This window comes from Sodalis endosymbiont of Henestaris halophilus, assembly GCF_900161835.1.
In the GTDB taxonomy this organism is placed as follows: domain Bacteria; phylum Pseudomonadota; class Gammaproteobacteria; order Enterobacterales; family Enterobacteriaceae.
Genome location: NZ_LT897836.1, coordinates 1605552 through 1622395, shown reverse-complemented (window position 1 = coordinate 1622395; position 16844 = coordinate 1605552). Strand labels below are relative to the sequence as shown.

The window sequence follows — 16844 nt, the reverse complement described above, 5'->3', positions numbered from 1 at the left end:
AACAGATTATTGAGGTGGTCGTTCTTTTATGTTGAGTGGCTAAATGTTTTATTTAAGTAATTATGAAAGTTTAGGTGTAAATAGCTATGAAACGTACTTTTCAACCTTCTGTATTGAAACGCAATCGTACCCACGGTTTCCGTGCTCGGATGGCAACGAAGAACGGTCGTCAGGTATTGGCTCGTCGCCGTTCAAAAGGTCGTACACGTTTGACCGTATCTTTCCAATAAGAAAGATTATTAATCAGGTGGTTAAGTTCATATTTCCCCGTGAGTTACGGTTGTTAACTTCCAAGCATTTTAATTTTGTATTCCAGCATCCTCAACGAGCCGGCACGTTTCATGTCGCCATTCTTGGCCGACTCAACATGTTAGAGCACCCCCGAGTTGGTCTCACAGTCCCCAAAAAATATGTAAAAAGGGCTCATGAACGAAATAGAATTAAGCGCTTAACGCGCGAAAGCTTTCGTTTACGTCAGTATACCTTACCCGCTATGGATTTTGTGGTCATCGCTAAAAAAGGAGTTACCGATCTGGATAACCATGCTTTAACAGAAACGTTAGAAAAATTATGGCATCGCCATTGTCGCCAGTTTCAAGGTTTATAATTTGGTTGATACGTGGTTATCAACTTTTGATCAGCCCATTACTAGGGCCTCATTGCCGGTTTCGGCCTACTTGTTCGCAATATGGAATTATGACGATACATAGATTTGGTTTATTAAAAGGCAGTTGGTTGATATTAAAACGTATATTAAAATGTCACTCTTTGAACTCAGAGTGGGAAAATTACGTGCAGCCCAAAAATGTTAACAACCGAGAAGAATAATAATGGATGCGCAACGCAATCTTTTTATCATCGCTCTATTGTTTATATCTTTCATGATATGGCAGTCTTGGCAGACGGACCAAACTTCCAGGTCTATCTCCCAGACCACAACACAGCAGAATGCTCACACCTCAGATGTGGACTTATACAGATGGGGAGTACCGTTTAGTGGACAAGATGACCATCTCATTACGGTAAAAACCGACGTGTTGTCGCTGACAATTAATACCCGCGGTGGTGATATCGAGCAAGCTTGCTTGTTATCATATCTCAATACACTAAATTTGCGGCAGCCTTTTCATCTACTAAAAACTTCTCCAGAATTTGTTTATCAAGCGCAAAGCGGCCTGATCGGCAAAGATGGCCCAGATAATCCTGCTAATGGTAAACGTCCACTATATACTACAAACCAAAACATTTATGTTATGGCGGATAATCAGAGCGAATTGCACGTGCCGCTAACCTATACTGCTCCCGATGGTGTTTTGTACACCAAGACATTCATATTAAAGCGCGGCGATTTTGCGTTGAATGTGAATTACGATATTAATAACGCCAGCGCACAACCGCTTGAGTTAATGTTATTCGGTCAACTGAAACAATCCATGGATTTGCCTAAAACGCGCGATACCAACAATATCAACTTCGCGTTACACACATACCGTGGGGCCGCTTATTCTACTACCGATAATAAATATCAAAAGTATAGCTTCAAAGATATGAAAGGCAAAAACCTGCTTATTAGCACTAATGGTGGCTGGGTTGCTATGCTTCAGCAATATTTTGTTACAGCTTGGATGCCTTTTACTTATGGGAAAAATACTTTTTATACTAATTATTTAAGTAATGATCAGGTAATAATAGGCTTTAAGTCTGCCCCTGTAGCCGTAGCAGCTGGCGACCAATGCAAATTGAAAGCCACCTTGTGGCTCGGTCCTAAAATTCAGGATAAAATGGCGGTGATCGCTCCGCATTTTGATCTGACAGTTGATTATGGTTGGTTATGGTTCATCTCTCAACCACTGTTTAAGCTGCTAAAATTTATCCATAGCTATATTAGCAATTGGGGTTTTTCTATCATCATAATCACTTTTATCGTGCGCGGGATCATGTATCCGCTGACTAAGGCACAATATGTATCAATGGCTAAGATGCGTATGTTGCAACCAAAAATTGCGGCGATACACGAGCGGCTAGGTGATGATAAACAACGTCAAAGCCAGGAAATAATGGCACTGTACAAGGCAGAAAAGGTTAATCCACTGGGAGGATGTTTTCCAATAGTGATCCAGATGCCTATCTTTCTGGCGCTTTATTACATGTTGTCAGCTTCCATCGAATTGCGCCATGCGCCGTTTGCTCTATGGATTCATGATTTATCTGCTCAGGATCCATACTATATCCTACCGGTACTTATGGGTATTACCATGTTCTTTATTCAGAAGATATCGCCGACTACCGTTACTGATCCTATGCAACAGAAGATCATGGTTTTTATGCCAGTAATCTTCACTATGTTCTTCCTGTGGTTCCCGGCTGGTCTGGTGTTATACTATACTGTCAGTAATCTGGTAACTATTATCCAGCAACAGCTTATCTATCGCAGCTTAGAAAAGCGTGGTTTGCACAGTAAGGATAAAAAAAATAATTAAGACGGGGCTATTACTATAATATGACAACTTCAATTTTTTCAACTGTGCCTCTGTGGCATCAAGCAAGCGTTTTAATAAGCTAAATGGATACCATCACTGCCATTGCTACCCCTCCAGGACGAGGGAGTATCGGTATTCTACGCGTTTCTGGTCTCCTAGCAACCACGGTGGCTCAAGCTATGCTACACAAGTTGCCGCAGCCGCGGCAGGCGGAATACCTATCATTTCGCGATAAGGACGGCGCTACGCTTGATCAAGGAATCGCTTTATTCTTCCCTGGCCCCCATTCCTTTACTGGCGAAGATGTCTTAGAGCTCCAAGCGCATGGTGGTCCTGTCATTTTGGATCTGTTGCTACAACGTATCATTTCTTTGCCAGGTGTGCGCATTGCTCGTCCCGGTGAATTTTCGGAGCGTGCTTTTCTTAACAATAAACTAGACCTTACCCAGGCAGAGGCTATTGCTGATCTTATTGATGCCAGCTCGGTGCAAGCCGCTCGCGCTGCGGTTAATTCGCTGCAAGGTACATTTTCCCAATGTATTTATAAATTAGTAGAAGAGCTAACTAACTTGCGTATTTATGTCGAAGCAACTATCGATTTTCCTGATGAAAATATTGATTTCTTCTCCGACTGTAAAATTGAGGCTAGCCTAAATGACGTAATCGCCAGCCTTGATGAGGTACGCATCGAAGCGCGACAGGGCAGTCTTTTGCGTGAAGGTATGAGGGTAGTGATTGCTGGTAAGCCTAACGCCGGCAAATCTAGTTTGCTGAATGCGCTCGTGGGGCGTGATGCTGCCATTGTTACTTCCATAGCGGGAACGACACGCGATGTCTTGTGTGAATATATTCACCTAGACGGGATGCCGTTGCATATTATAGACACTGCTGGCTTGCGTGTTGCCAGTAATGAAGTAGAGCAGATCGGCATTGAGCGTGCCTGGCGTGAAATTGAACGGGCGGATCATGTGTTGTTGATAGTGGATGGCACTGTAACTTCTTTGAGCGATCTGAATATGCTTTGGCCAGAGTTTATCGCTCGTTTTCCGCTCGGTATGCCGCCAGTTACGATAGTGCGCAATAAATCTGACCTCACAGGAGAAAGTGTTGCTATTATCAAAAAAAGTGATTGCTCACTTATTACTATGTCTTCTCAGACTGGTATCGGTGTAGACCTGCTGCGTATTCATTTAAAAGAAAGCATAGGGTTTATTAGCAACATCTCTGGGGTGGGGGGGGGGCGCCGCCGTCATATGTACGCGCTGGAAGCTGCCGCTACGCATTTAATTAAAGGAAAAGAACAGTTCGTGAGTGCTTACGCAGTTGAACTTTTGGCGGAAGAACTTCGGCGAGCGCAACAAGCGCTAAGTGAAATTACCGGCGAATTCAGTTGCGATGACTTGCTTAATAGCATTTTTTCAAGCTTCTGTATTGGCAAGTAAATTCTGATCTTAATAAATGTTCAATTCTTTTCCTTTCTACATTAGCACTAAGGGTAAGGTTTTACAGTTCAACTTCGTTAATGTGTTTTAACTATCACATTGATAGGCACGATTATCAGCCGTGATCCTTAGTAGCTGATGTAATTGAAGACAGTTGATCATATTGATCGCAAGTGCTGATAATAAGTTTAAAATTATTTTTTTCGTCATCGTAGCGATAAATTTAAAAATAATTGTGGCCATGAGAGTTGCTGTAATGTATTTACAGATCTGTATTAATTATACAGGTTTAGCCGCGTGCCTCAATGATGCAAAACGATTAAGTATTTAAAGTAGTTTTAGCTAGTGTTTCTACGCTAACTTTTGCGAAATTAGTGTTATAGCAAACAAAAATAACTTTTAATTTATTCAATGCGAATAACCTCGTATTTACAAGATACGCGATCGTTACTTGCAATTAAGAGAGCTTACTATAGCTAAAAAAGCGATAGGGTTACTTTATAGCAAGACTGAGATTATTTTATTTATGTTAGTTACTGCGTTGTCAGCTTTTATCTCAATCTACTGTGCAACTATGACTTTTTTATTACGGTAAGAATCTTGCTTAATTTTTGTCTTTGAAAGCTGAATTAAAGTCTTTGTTCTCAGCCGCCTGAAGAAGGTGCATTTTAGGACTTATTTGATTCCCTAGAAATTTTTAATTCTTAGTAAAATTATGTTTGATGGCAGATTGCTAATCTTGACCTATTAGCGACTGCAGCACGAAGAAAAGCTATTTCTTCTTTTACGATAATAAGTTAGCGAAAATAAAGTTGTCTCCCTTATAGTTTATAACTCATTAAGCATAAATTATGCAGATTAAGCCTGTATTCGAGGTGATTATTGAGCATATTGTTTAGTTATGTGAAAAAACCTTGACCGATGCGAATTAGAAAAAAATAACCTATTAAGTTAAGTAGAAAAGAAGATGCTTTTTTTGATAAGTTTCATTGTTTGATTACTTAAAAGCAAATAAATAATGCCTATTTATAGATTAAAGTTACTTTATAATTTTGGTGCTATAGACAATCTAATCATATTAGTGCACGTTTTTTGTACTACCTAAATTGATAACATCCGCTTTAGTTTAATATACTTATTTTAAGTATAATAGTTATATGCTTTGGACACGATGAGTTATTTTATGATCTACTGCTTCCGAAAAAACAGTGTTGTACGTAAAATAAATTAACGTATTATGCGCTTTTAATTTTACGCAAAAGCAAAAGTAATTGTATTTGTTTTGTTGGTAATTTATCGGTGCAAGATAATAGTAAAAGAATTATTATTAATTATATATTATTCTCAGAAAAGATATCCTGTAGAGATTGTACATCTACCACATTAGTAGCAACACAAACCTTGTTAAAATAATTATTGATTTTATAATTATTTTCTTTCTTTAACATATAAACGCAGTGATGGCATATATTGTAGATCGATAGTTTTGCTGGGAAATTAAGTTGATAAGCTTTGCTACAGCAAAGCTTATCAGAGACTTTAATATTCTTAATTAAATTTATACTGACAGACGTTTTTTAGTTAGGTCAAACAGAATTTGCTTATTTAAATTATTATCATAGCTTATGGGCTGACGACGCATTTAGCATCGAGGGATCAGCATATCATGGCTAGATAGATTTTATCTAAAAGTATGTTATATACTACTCAAGTCAATTAACTTTCCAGGAAAATTATAGGTAATTTCATAAACTGAATTAATGATCTTACAGGCTAAGTGATGGTTATCATATAAATGTAAAATCAATTTTAGATATTTGCTGAAAAAATTTTCAGTTATGGTTATTTGTTAATAACAAATATTTTAATATTACAATTGAATTAGATTTTACATAACAATTATACATGATATTGATATCAAATATTGTTGAGGTGAAGTTTTTGAAACATGAAAGCATGCTACCAATGAGTATTATTCATAACGATGAAATGTTTGATGTTGTGGCAATAAAGATAATAACTTAAAGATTATAGTTAACAAAAATAAAAAACACGACGTATTGCAATCAGATTGATTACTTCTATAATAAACCGCATGCTAATTATATTATTATTGTGTCTAATAAGAAGATAATTAGTAGGCAGTAAACGATAATAATTTCGTAAAATTACTTTTACATTATTATGTTTACTCATAATTTAAATAAATATTTATCAGACATAATATTTGTTTACTTTTAATAGAAGTCTAAGTATTATATTTAAGTAAATTATTAAATAATAATGCCTAACTTATTATTTATATATAAGAATATCATTCACTCTTAACACTTCCAATAGTGAATTATATATTATAGTATGTAGTATTGAATTTCATATTTATTAAGTGTCTTCTGTATAAGATTTATTGCCACTATAAACATGCTTCAAACTGATTGATAATCATAAAACAACTCTAGCTTTGCTAGCAATTACCTATAGCAAAAAAACTTAATGCTTAATTAAGCAGCAAAGATTTTATTTACATAGATAATTGATAAAATATCTTTTATTTATACTAAATGCTTTAGTAAATTTATGTTTACTATAAAAAGAGGCAGTTAGTATTTTCTTTTAAATAATTTTAAAAATGATAACACAAAGTGATTATTTTAATAAAGTTTATAATTATTAAAATATAATTTAATAGTCGTTTTTAAATTTATACGAATTTTAGTAAAAGAGGTTTATGGTTATGTGATAGTTTAAAACTATATATTTTATTTCCCTGACGTTTAGTATAATAGCTATAGTTTATAACTAATTAAATATCAAAGCAAAATTTAGATAAGATATTACATGTAATAATAGATTGTTAACACATAATTAGATGTGCGGCGATATTAAAGCTAATAAACATACCTAACTAGGTGTATTTATGTTGACTAAATGCAAAGTGCATAACAGTCAACTTATCATACCTATGGTTAACGATAATGTTAATACATCACATAAATCAACACAAGCTGTTTATATTAAACATAATTTAATTTATAAATTAAATAAAATTATGTTCGATACCATAATAGTTACAGTGAATAAATACCTGAATAACATTATTGATAAGTATTTACGTAATGATTTGTCAAGTAGTATTTATTTATAATTTAAAATAATAATTTATTTATGCTCTTGTTAAGAAATTTAGTAAAAGATTAACGCGCTATATTGCTTTAATTTATTTAATAAGTTGGTCATTAACGATAATAAATATTGTATTAAATGCAAGTTAGATTACGTGATTTATTAGTGATATTAACTGGTAAGTTGTGGTAAATGTTTTACTAGTCAATATAAATTATATGCAATTAATTTCAGGAAACTATTATAGCCTTGTAAGGCACTTTAGATAAAGTAAAGTAACGTTTAATTAAAGTCACTGTATATTAGTAAGTATTTAGTAAATATAGATTTATACAGTTTTACTATAAATCAGTAAAATTAATATTAATTATTTTAATATTTATACTAGTCATCAAGATATTATACTAGACAATACTAATAATTGGTTAATAGGTAATGTTATGTAAACCATGATCATTAGTTCGGGGTTTATATCTTGTATACTAACTTCTAGTATACAAACTTAATTTTTACTATTAGTAAGTACTTTACTATACTTTGTTACTATAGCTTTTGATTTAAATATCTATTTTCTTACCCTAATACTGACTATTTTCAGGAAAAGTATTTGTATATAACGAATAGCCGATAAGTATTTTAATACAATAATTAAAATAAAGTAATTTAGTGCTTTATTGTTTAATTTAACTGGTGAGTTAATGTATTACTTTACAAGTATCTTGTCTAAGAAATTTTTACGGTATAGTGACATTAATGCATTTATAATGCAATATATCAAAACAGCTAATTAATAAATGCACGGCTGCAAATAGCCTAGATTTCTAGGTGGTTTTCCCATGATTGTTTTTATTAATAAATAGTATCTGTGACACTAGTCATAAGGTATTACTGATGTAATTTATTAGTACCTTAATCTTTGATTTAATTGTTTCACTCTAAATATCATATTACTCATTTCTTGATACTAAAATAAGCGCAATCGCGTTACTTGTATGGCTAAACAAAATAAGAGATTATATAAATTTGTACTGTTGAATGATAGTGAAATTTATTTATATAATTAATTATATGTGTTAATATTTTCTTATCTTGATATATTCTTTTATTATCTTTAAAAGTTTAATGCTCACCATGAAGCGTCACTTAGTATTTTACTATGCCAAATTTATGTTTAATTAGTTAATTAACAGTATTATAACGATAAATTGGCAATATTTTAAATATAACATTAATAATGATAATTATTAATGTTTAGCCAATAAAATTCATGACTAATATAAGTTATTATAGATCAGCTAACTATAAACAATCATTTTAAATCTAATAGTAATGTTAATTACTAATATTATTGTCAGTTGTTTTATGTTCAGTAAGTTATCATTAATCATGTAAAATATTTGGTTATAGTTTAGTTTTAAATAGCAAATACTACTTAGTTGTTTACGATATGATATCTAATATTTTATATATTTCTGCTGACTGTATATGATATTACAAATATTTTATAAAATACAGTCAAAGATTTTGTTATCAACACAATATTGATTGATGTTGTTGCAACCATTGAAATGTTGCTTCAATATTGTAAGGGAATAAATATCATTTAATTTATATATTTTAATGTATGCAGTATCAGAAGTAAATTCCTCGTTAACTTTTCTTAACAATATCGATAAATATAGTTATGTTAAATAATGTTTTATAATACACAAGTTATCTAACATAAAGGTGATCATGGCTAGATTACCATAATATGGAGATAGTAAGTGATTTTCTAATTGATGATAATTTACTAAAAACATTACATGTTGTTTATTTAAACAACTGCAGCTAGTATTATCACGACGTACGTATCAGATAAATAGCTTTTGATATATTATGTATTTTAAAAGATTACGTACTAAGATATAAACACTATAACTTAATTAATAATGAAGTAATGCTGCTACTTAATATAATATATGTTTTAGAAAATCTTAGTTAAGAAAAATTTTATTTTATGATTTTTATTTATAATTAGTAGTTTAAGTGAATTCTTATTTAAAGTCATTACCTATAGTCGTAAGAAAAGTAATTTTATATTTACTAAATAATAGTTTTATTTTCAAGGAAAGAAAAATTAAATAAATGAATAAAATGTAGTTACGCATAGTAACAACTACAGCATAAGTATAAGTAATATTTCACGTTATCAACGGAGAATATTTATTCTCGCCATGCATGTGAGTGATGATTATAACTTATTATATCAAATAATAGGCAAAGTATTTGCTCAATTGGAGCTGCTTTAATATCAGCAGGTTTCGAGATTGTAGCCGCTTCCTAGCGTTACTAGGAAGCTTTTGACATTGTTGTGCTGTTATATGATGTTAAAATGACTTAACTAAGTTTGTGCGTTCCTTAACTTTGACGTAAACCAGCTATAAAACCTATTAGATTGATTAATATCGGTAGTGGAAACAATTTAAATACGGTCATTTTCCGGGGTGTGTTTACGTCGTAATAACGTGTCGTTCATACCGTTAAAAACTGCGGTTGCAATATGCTCAGATATCTTGCGCGTAATATTAGTACATCTTGTAAGAACGACTAAATTGGCTACTTAAGTTTTAGAGTTTTATTTTACTTAAACTTCATTATATGCTTGATAGGTGATCTAATGAGTAAAGTATTGACTGCTCGGTTTAAAACTTTAAATCGGTCAAGCTTATTTTTTATTTTTTGAGGACAATGTGCAAGTAATAAACATCAGCTTGTTAGCTATTAGTCATTGAGTCAAAACTTGTGTTTTGAATGGCAAGGAAAGTATTAATAATAGTATTATTACGCTCTAACAGATTAACTTCTTAATCTTTAAGAAAAGACAGAACTCCTTTACATAAAGGAATTGCATTTGCAAAATATTCATACGTTATCAATATCTGATGTATGCATCTTTTCTTGATAATAGACAAACCAAACACACAACTAATTGTACTATTGCATCATATTTTAATATTTATCTCAGTATTCATTTGTTTATAACATTGCTATACTACTATATATATTTTTAGCGAGTCCTTGACAATCAAATCTAGTGTCAAAATCCTGTGTGTTAGCGGTAACCATGTTAATGCGAAAAGCATCGCTCTTTTTATCATAACATTATACCCACAGGGTGTGATAGGCTTTTGGCCGGTTAGATATGGAAGAACTGTATATAACCAAGAAGTTACTAGGGTTCAAACTAAAAAGTAAATATAAAAAACGTACACGGTAAGATATCACATCTTATAGATTAAGATGTTCTCAATGAGAAATGTCCCCATAATCTTATGCAGCTAACGTCAATTACATCTCTCGATGTGGCTAGAGCAGCTCTTTAGTGGTGGTGCTAGATATGTTTGTCCGGCCATACACCGCGATGCGCTGGGCAATATTAAACTCTTGCTGGATTTAATGCTAACTATTACATCTTTTTAAGATAGCCTAGGAACCAGCGATCGGTCTGTTATACTAGATCAAGAAATATTTATTATAGATTCTTGCATTCCAGTAAGCTCCGCAGAGCTATCAAATAACGTAAAACATGATTCGTAGAGATAATTTTGATAAGAATTACATGCATTTTTTTAGAAGTATGAAAACATATAGATGTTAAAGACAATTGTACTAAAACGTTAGTAAGGCAAAATTTATTATAAATTACTAAATCAAGGAGTTAGTATAGCACCATTAGGCAGCAGTAGTATGATGAAATTATAACGTCAACCTAATCAAGGTTGTTATTTATAAAAATCATGAGATAAGGTAACTAGCGTGAATTAATCACTGAGGTTGCTGCTAACATCGCATATTTATCATTGTATACGTAGGTAATTTTGCATGATTTGTTCTATTTCAACTAAAGATAATGTAGATTTAAAGATCTTTTACTAAAATATCTATTATCTATTAAAAACAGATTAAATCAATAACTTGATTAGCAATTTTATCTAGATAAGATTATATGCCCACAGCTAGTTAGAAGATTATTAATTATTAAGTAAATAGTTGTTTGTTGCTTGCTTTTCGTTTCTGGTTACGGTAGGATTTTCGTTAGAACGCCAACGGTATACTATTTTGCGTCTATATCAGACTCGCTACAAACTAGTTAATATTTATAGCAGACAGCTAATAACACATATTAAGACTCATTCAAGAATGAGTATATTTTCAGCGCTGGCTAAGGTTTAATTCGTCAATCATTTGACTTTCATCTAAAACTTTATTGTATTTAATCGCTAAGTTCTACATAGAATTAGCTTCTAACTTAGCATATCTTAGTGCTTATTATCTACTGTGTTTCTGGATAAAATAACTATCAACTATAGCTCGTATCAAGCAGTACTTTTATACATTTTCTCCTTTTAGTTAAATACACCTTAAATTCTTCTATTATTCACAATTTGCAGTTTTCTACTAGAATTTTATTCTAGCGCGATTTTACATGTAATTAATTGAATTTATTTTACGGTCGTTTTTTTGGAGTAGGTTATTTACTATTGTGTACTACTCATATCTGCTCAGAGATAGAGATCTTACGGCGATAATATTAAATGATAAAATATTGTAGCAACAAATTACTACCTTACTCAACAAGAAGAGTAAATGTGCTTTATGCGATTATTTTCTAGCTCTTTACTGCCAGCTTTTACATTTTAGTTAGTATGCAAGGTGTACATCATTTTTATTTGCAGCTTCTCGAAAAAGCTATTTAAATAACTTACTAATTATGCGATGGCATCATGATATCTATCATGACTAATTTTTAGTATAGGGTAAGTAAGTATTTATTTCTTATCTTTTTATGTTTCTGAGATTTTTTGTAATTATAGGCGATAGTTACCCTAACATAGAGGGATTTTATGAACACATTTTCACGCAGTTTGCATGATACATATCTCTCCCTCTCGGCTCTTTAAAGAAAGCATCGTGGTGTTCATTTAGATGGTGTCGTTACTAACGCACTGCACAGTATAGTTGAATTTTGTAGTTGAAAGGGTAACGTTATTAGATATCTGTCAGCTTTAGAACATCAAAAATAAAATTTGTCAACTAATGAAGTTATGAGCACTTTTGCACAGATTTTTATATACCTATGGTATTTATACCTTAATCAAGGTTACTACCATGACGTGGTAACTAGGCAATCCCGGCTGGAGTAATGGCGTTAGAGTGAGATTTTTTGACTTTGCGGGGCGACAGATATTTTATATGATCTTGATATGGTTGTGGAACTAAACTCTTATATCTCATTATATGATAGAATATCAGTTCTAATAAAATTAAAAGATAATCTTGTTATACAAATTGACTTAATTTAAGCACTACGACGATTTTAATTTGTGGATACACAATCTTAATATATTGCCTGATTGTACACAGAAGGCATGTGTTTATAACATTATAATTACATGTTCATAATTTGACGCAGGGAACGCATAAGTTAATTAATAAATTTCATCTGATATCTTTTGTGCTTAACTTTTGAGGTAATAAACAAAATAAAATAAAGAACTATACCGTTCGTTAGTAGCATATGTTATGCAATATATAAATTACTACTTAATTATTAAACTTAAATAAGTTGATTCTCTGCTAACGCGCTGTTACCGTACCAGCGGTTGTTACTCGTGGTGTTTGCAAGCAGGATCTTTCTTGAAGGAAAGATGCATATTGCTAAATTTATTATTGATATTGTGCTTTATTCTATTAACGCTATATAAAATTTTCAACCGATATTTAGGATACGGAATTAACCTAGAATAGTTTTTATTCTGCGGATACTGAAATAAATCGTTATTTTCTGTAGATCTTGTATGGGCCGCGGTTGTGGCCGGAAAGCGGGAAAATTAGTATACACGAGGGTGTTAGTTGTGAGCAGAATATGTTGCCAGTAAACATAATATAGTTAGGGATAGATATTATTTGCCTACAAAAGTTGTACTATATTTACATGATAGTCAGCGACTATACGCGTAGTAAACATTTTAACTATCAAGTCATGAGCGTGGTGTGTTTACTCATTAGTGGACATCCCCATATAAGACCGGAATTGTCGTAAAGGAGATTTATCACAGTTGAGTGAGTATTTTATTGAGTTGCTATGCCTGCTGCAACTTGGGCAGGCAAGTCGGCAGGCAGCCCAGAGTTTGTGTAACTTAGCTTTCAGTGTTGTTAATGATCAAGCAATTGCCAATTTTAATGTCTCCAGCTTGACCTGCAAACTGGAGACAGGTTGATATGCTCTCCTGCAAGAAATTATTTTTTTTTACCGATCTTGATCGGTTACAATTGTAATTATTGTATGTGGTCTAATGCAAGTGAGCGGGTGCAGGCAATGTGCAACAGTGTTGCATGTGATGTTGCGCCTTACAGCTTGTTGGTGCTGGGATTCAGTGGCGGTTTGGATTCTACGGTATTGCTAGATATACTCACCACATTGCGCGATGGTGCAAACGAGCTGCATGGTATAAGTAAATTAATTTTCAGGGCGGTTTATATCCATCATGGATTAAGCCGTAACGCTGATCATTGGGCTGCTCATTGCGCGCACGAATGCTTTAAGCGTAACGTTTCTTTTGTCACGGCACGTGTGGTTTTTGACGCTAGGTTGGATGGTATTGAAGCTGCGGCGCGAGCCGCGCGTTATCAGGCGTTCGCATCAATGTTAGTAGAAAAAGAAGTGTTACTTACCGCACAACATCAGGACGATCAGGTAGAAACGCTGTTGCTAGCGCTTAAACGTGGCAGTGGCCCAGCCGGGCTGGCTGGGATGGCGGCGGATGTACCATTTCGCGGTCACCGCTTGTTGCGACCTCTATTAAATTATAACCGAGCAGAGCTAGAGGCGTACGGCCATGTACGTAAGCTCCGATGGCTGGAGGACGATAGTAATACCAACTTGCGGTTCGATCGCAATTTTTTGCGTCATAAGATTCTGCCCCCCATGTGCCAGCGCTGGCCACAATTTACTGCTGCCGCCGCGCGCAGCGCACAGCTCTGCGCAGATCAGGAGTTGCTTTTGGATGAATTGCTATCGCCAACGCTAAATGCGTTTATTCAGTTGGACGGATCACTGCGTTTAACGGAGCTAATAAACATGAGCAATATTAAACGAGCTGCCTTGTTACGTCGTTGGTTGAGTAAATGCGGCGTGAGGATGCCTTCATTCCTGCAATTGACACGACTGTGGCAAGACGTAGCTCTCAGTCAGCGCGATGCGGTTGCGCAAATACAGATCGATAATCGGAAGGTAAGACGCTTTCGTGATCGTCTTTATGTGTTGCCACTTTTGACGACTATTTTTGATTGCATAACGATATTGCTCTGGCCACCGGATAACGATCGACTAAAGTTGCCTGCGGAGCTTGGCACTCTTATTCGATATCTAGTAAACGTCGACAACAACTCTAATAGCCAAGCTTTTTTAATCGGCCTACCGAAGTGGAACGTGGGTATAACGGGGGTTGATAGGTTGCACGATGCCGCAATGGTCACTGTTTCAGGCTTCCATACATCCCCTAATGCCACCAAGATTATAACAGACAATAAAGTTGACATAGAGGCTATTACTTCCATTGCTGTTGGTACCCTTAATGACGCGTTGCCCGCCGCTATCGTTCGTATACCACGACTTGACGAACAGGTATCAGTGCGCTTTGGTCCAGTGAGCGGTTTGTTATATATAATTGGACGGCATCGTGGTAGAAAGTTGAAAAAAATTTGGCAGGAACGTAATGTTCCTCCTTGGCGGCGCAATAGCATACCGTTGCTGTTTTATAATGATCAGCTCATCGCAGCGATAGGGATATTTATTACCCGAGAAGGAGCACCACAGAAGTTTGATAAGCAATTATATCTGTTTCGATTATCATCGAATAGTAATTCAAGTACTAGTTAGCTTGAGAATAGTAATAGGTAAGTTATATTGTTAGAGGATTATGGTCGTGTAAATAATTAATGGTAAGTATAACACCCATCACGGATCGAGTAAAATAGAAGAACTTAAATTATTATGCACTATTGTCATTTTACCTAATTCGTGATAAACTGGATCGTGAGTGGTATTAATCTTAGTCAGGGGTATGATTAATTTGCTGATGTGTCCTTAAGGAGTAGAATATGATTCATTAGTTATTCTTTATTAGTAACTATATTTAGTTCCTAAACCATTATAGCATGGAACTTATCTTCCTAGAAGATAAAATGGTTAATTAACATGGTGCTACACTCACAAATGACACTACTAGATAACGACAAGTTAAGTAACTTACACTAAACATTATAAGATAAAGGCAAATCACGATAATCTGAAAATATTATCGAAAAGCCCTGGGTAATATTACCGTTATGGACTGTCATAATAATTTTAAAGTAAATTTAATATTAATGCAAATTACCTCAAAATATTAAACACCTTATGCAAGTGTATTGTAAATATGGTTCTCTTTTGGAGAGAACTTTCTTTAATTAATTCGTACTCTTAACGTAGAAAATAAGATATTGTTGTCATTTTTGATATAACCATAGTAAATAGAAAACCATGCATTTCTCTAGCATAAAAAACTTCACATAGTTTCCACGTCTTACGAATTTATTTTGTAACCTATTTTAACAATAGAGAGATTATAAGACATAAAAGCGTCAGGTATTAGCGAATACTAGATATTCTCGGCAATCACTTTCCATAAATTTATCTGTTGTCTTCTGGGAACAGAAGACTTAATGATATACACAATTAAGTTTAGCGCTCTATACAGAGCGTGTACTGTCACAACACACTGAGCTCTCTCTTGATAGCAAACAGCATTTGAAACTGTTCATCCGTGTTGGGTAGTTATGCTAATCTCAACTGTTTTCTTTACCTGTGAATTAATACGAAAAGTATTTACGGCCAAACTTAGAATTAAATTAGTCTAGTTAGTTCTCGATAAACTTATACTTATTAAATAAATAACGCAAACTATTAATATCAGTTGTTCGGCCATTCATTTATAATATGAGAAAAGAGCGTTTTGTTAGTAAGGCAAAATGTTATTAAACGTACCATTAACCCTAAAATAAATTAACTTTATGATTTTGAATTAAGAGAAGACAACGTCTAAGAGTAAAATCCTAAAATATTAAAGCGCTCTCGATACTTGATTTATATGAATTTTTCGATAAGTGATACGCTTAGAACGCGATATCTAAGCGCATAACTACTTTATATTTTGATGTTTATTGCAATAACATCCGTTTATGTCTTAGTAGTACTGCTGCTACTTGATCATTCATGCATTTTTCAAAATACAGTCGCAATTTAGTAGAAATAAACAAAGAATGCTAGCGTTGGTGGCTACCGGTGCCATAAGCATCGTTTTCATCGTAATTTTATACCCAAGAAATGATAAGTAGGATCTTTAGCCGGCTAAAAGTTGAAAAACCGGGATAGTTAGTCGCTAGATCTGACTTACACATAAAAACGCTTAATAGTAAAATAACATGGCAATATGATACATCTTTTTAACGAAGATTTCGCAGTTAAACTAGCCTAGCTAGGTATGATACGGGAGTGACGTTACTGATATATAATTTATGGAAAAGTGCTTCGTTTATTTAAGGGTAGTACTAAATGTGCGCGAATGTAAATTAATGGTCTGGTTATGTCAACATCACCTTTTAGAACTTAATGTTAATTTATTGAATATCTTTAGATTACCTGGAAAGCATTATTTTTCACTAGTAGCGATATTAATAACAGCGTTATTATCTGTCGTAAATATAGTCCTGATTT

General features: G+C 33.6%; 7 protein-coding genes. All 7 read left to right on the top strand.

What is annotated here, in order from left to right; genetic code table 11:
- The first annotated feature begins 86 nt into the window (after positions 1-86).
- The 7 genes from rpmH to tilS all read left to right on the top strand — a co-directional run bounded on the left by rpmH (position 87) and on the right by tilS (position 14969).
- The gene (gene rpmH, locus HBA_RS03405; protein WP_097032596.1) at positions 87-230 is read left to right on the top strand and encodes a 50S ribosomal protein L34; all 144 of its coding nucleotides are present in this window, start codon (positions 87-89) and stop codon (positions 228-230) included.
- A 17-nt stretch (positions 231-247) separates the two neighbouring features.
- Entirely contained in the window at positions 248-607 is a 360-nt protein-coding gene (rnpA, locus tag HBA_RS03400; RefSeq protein ID WP_097032595.1) for a ribonuclease P protein component, read from the top strand.
- On the top strand, positions 571-828 hold the full coding sequence (gene yidD, locus HBA_RS03395) for a membrane protein insertion efficiency factor YidD (protein ID WP_097032594.1): 258 nt from the start codon (positions 571-573) through the stop codon (positions 826-828). The genes rnpA and yidD overlap by 37 nt, the downstream gene beginning before the upstream one ends.
- Positions 829-830: 2 nt before the next feature.
- Positions 831-2480 carry a membrane protein insertase YidC gene (gene yidC, locus HBA_RS03390; RefSeq protein WP_097032593.1) on the top strand — a complete coding sequence of 550 codons (1650 nt, stop codon included), beginning with the start codon at positions 831-833 and terminating at the stop codon, positions 2478-2480.
- Positions 2481-2563: 83 nt separating this feature from the next.
- On the top strand, positions 2564-3922 hold the full coding sequence (mnmE, locus tag HBA_RS03385; protein ID WP_457920925.1) for a tRNA uridine-5-carboxymethylaminomethyl(34) synthesis GTPase MnmE: 1359 nt from the start codon (positions 2564-2566) through the stop codon (positions 3920-3922).
- 9224 nt (positions 3923-13146) lie between these two features.
- Positions 13147-13308: a hypothetical protein gene (locus HBA_RS03550; protein WP_157774263.1), complete on the top strand. Its 162-nt coding sequence runs from the start codon at positions 13147-13149 to the stop codon at positions 13306-13308.
- Positions 13309-13406: 98 nt separating this feature from the next.
- A complete protein-coding gene (gene tilS, locus HBA_RS03375) occupies positions 13407-14969 on the top strand; it encodes a tRNA lysidine(34) synthetase TilS (RefSeq protein ID WP_457920924.1) in 1563 nt (520 codons plus the stop codon).
- Positions 14970-16844: the final 1875 nt, after the last annotated feature.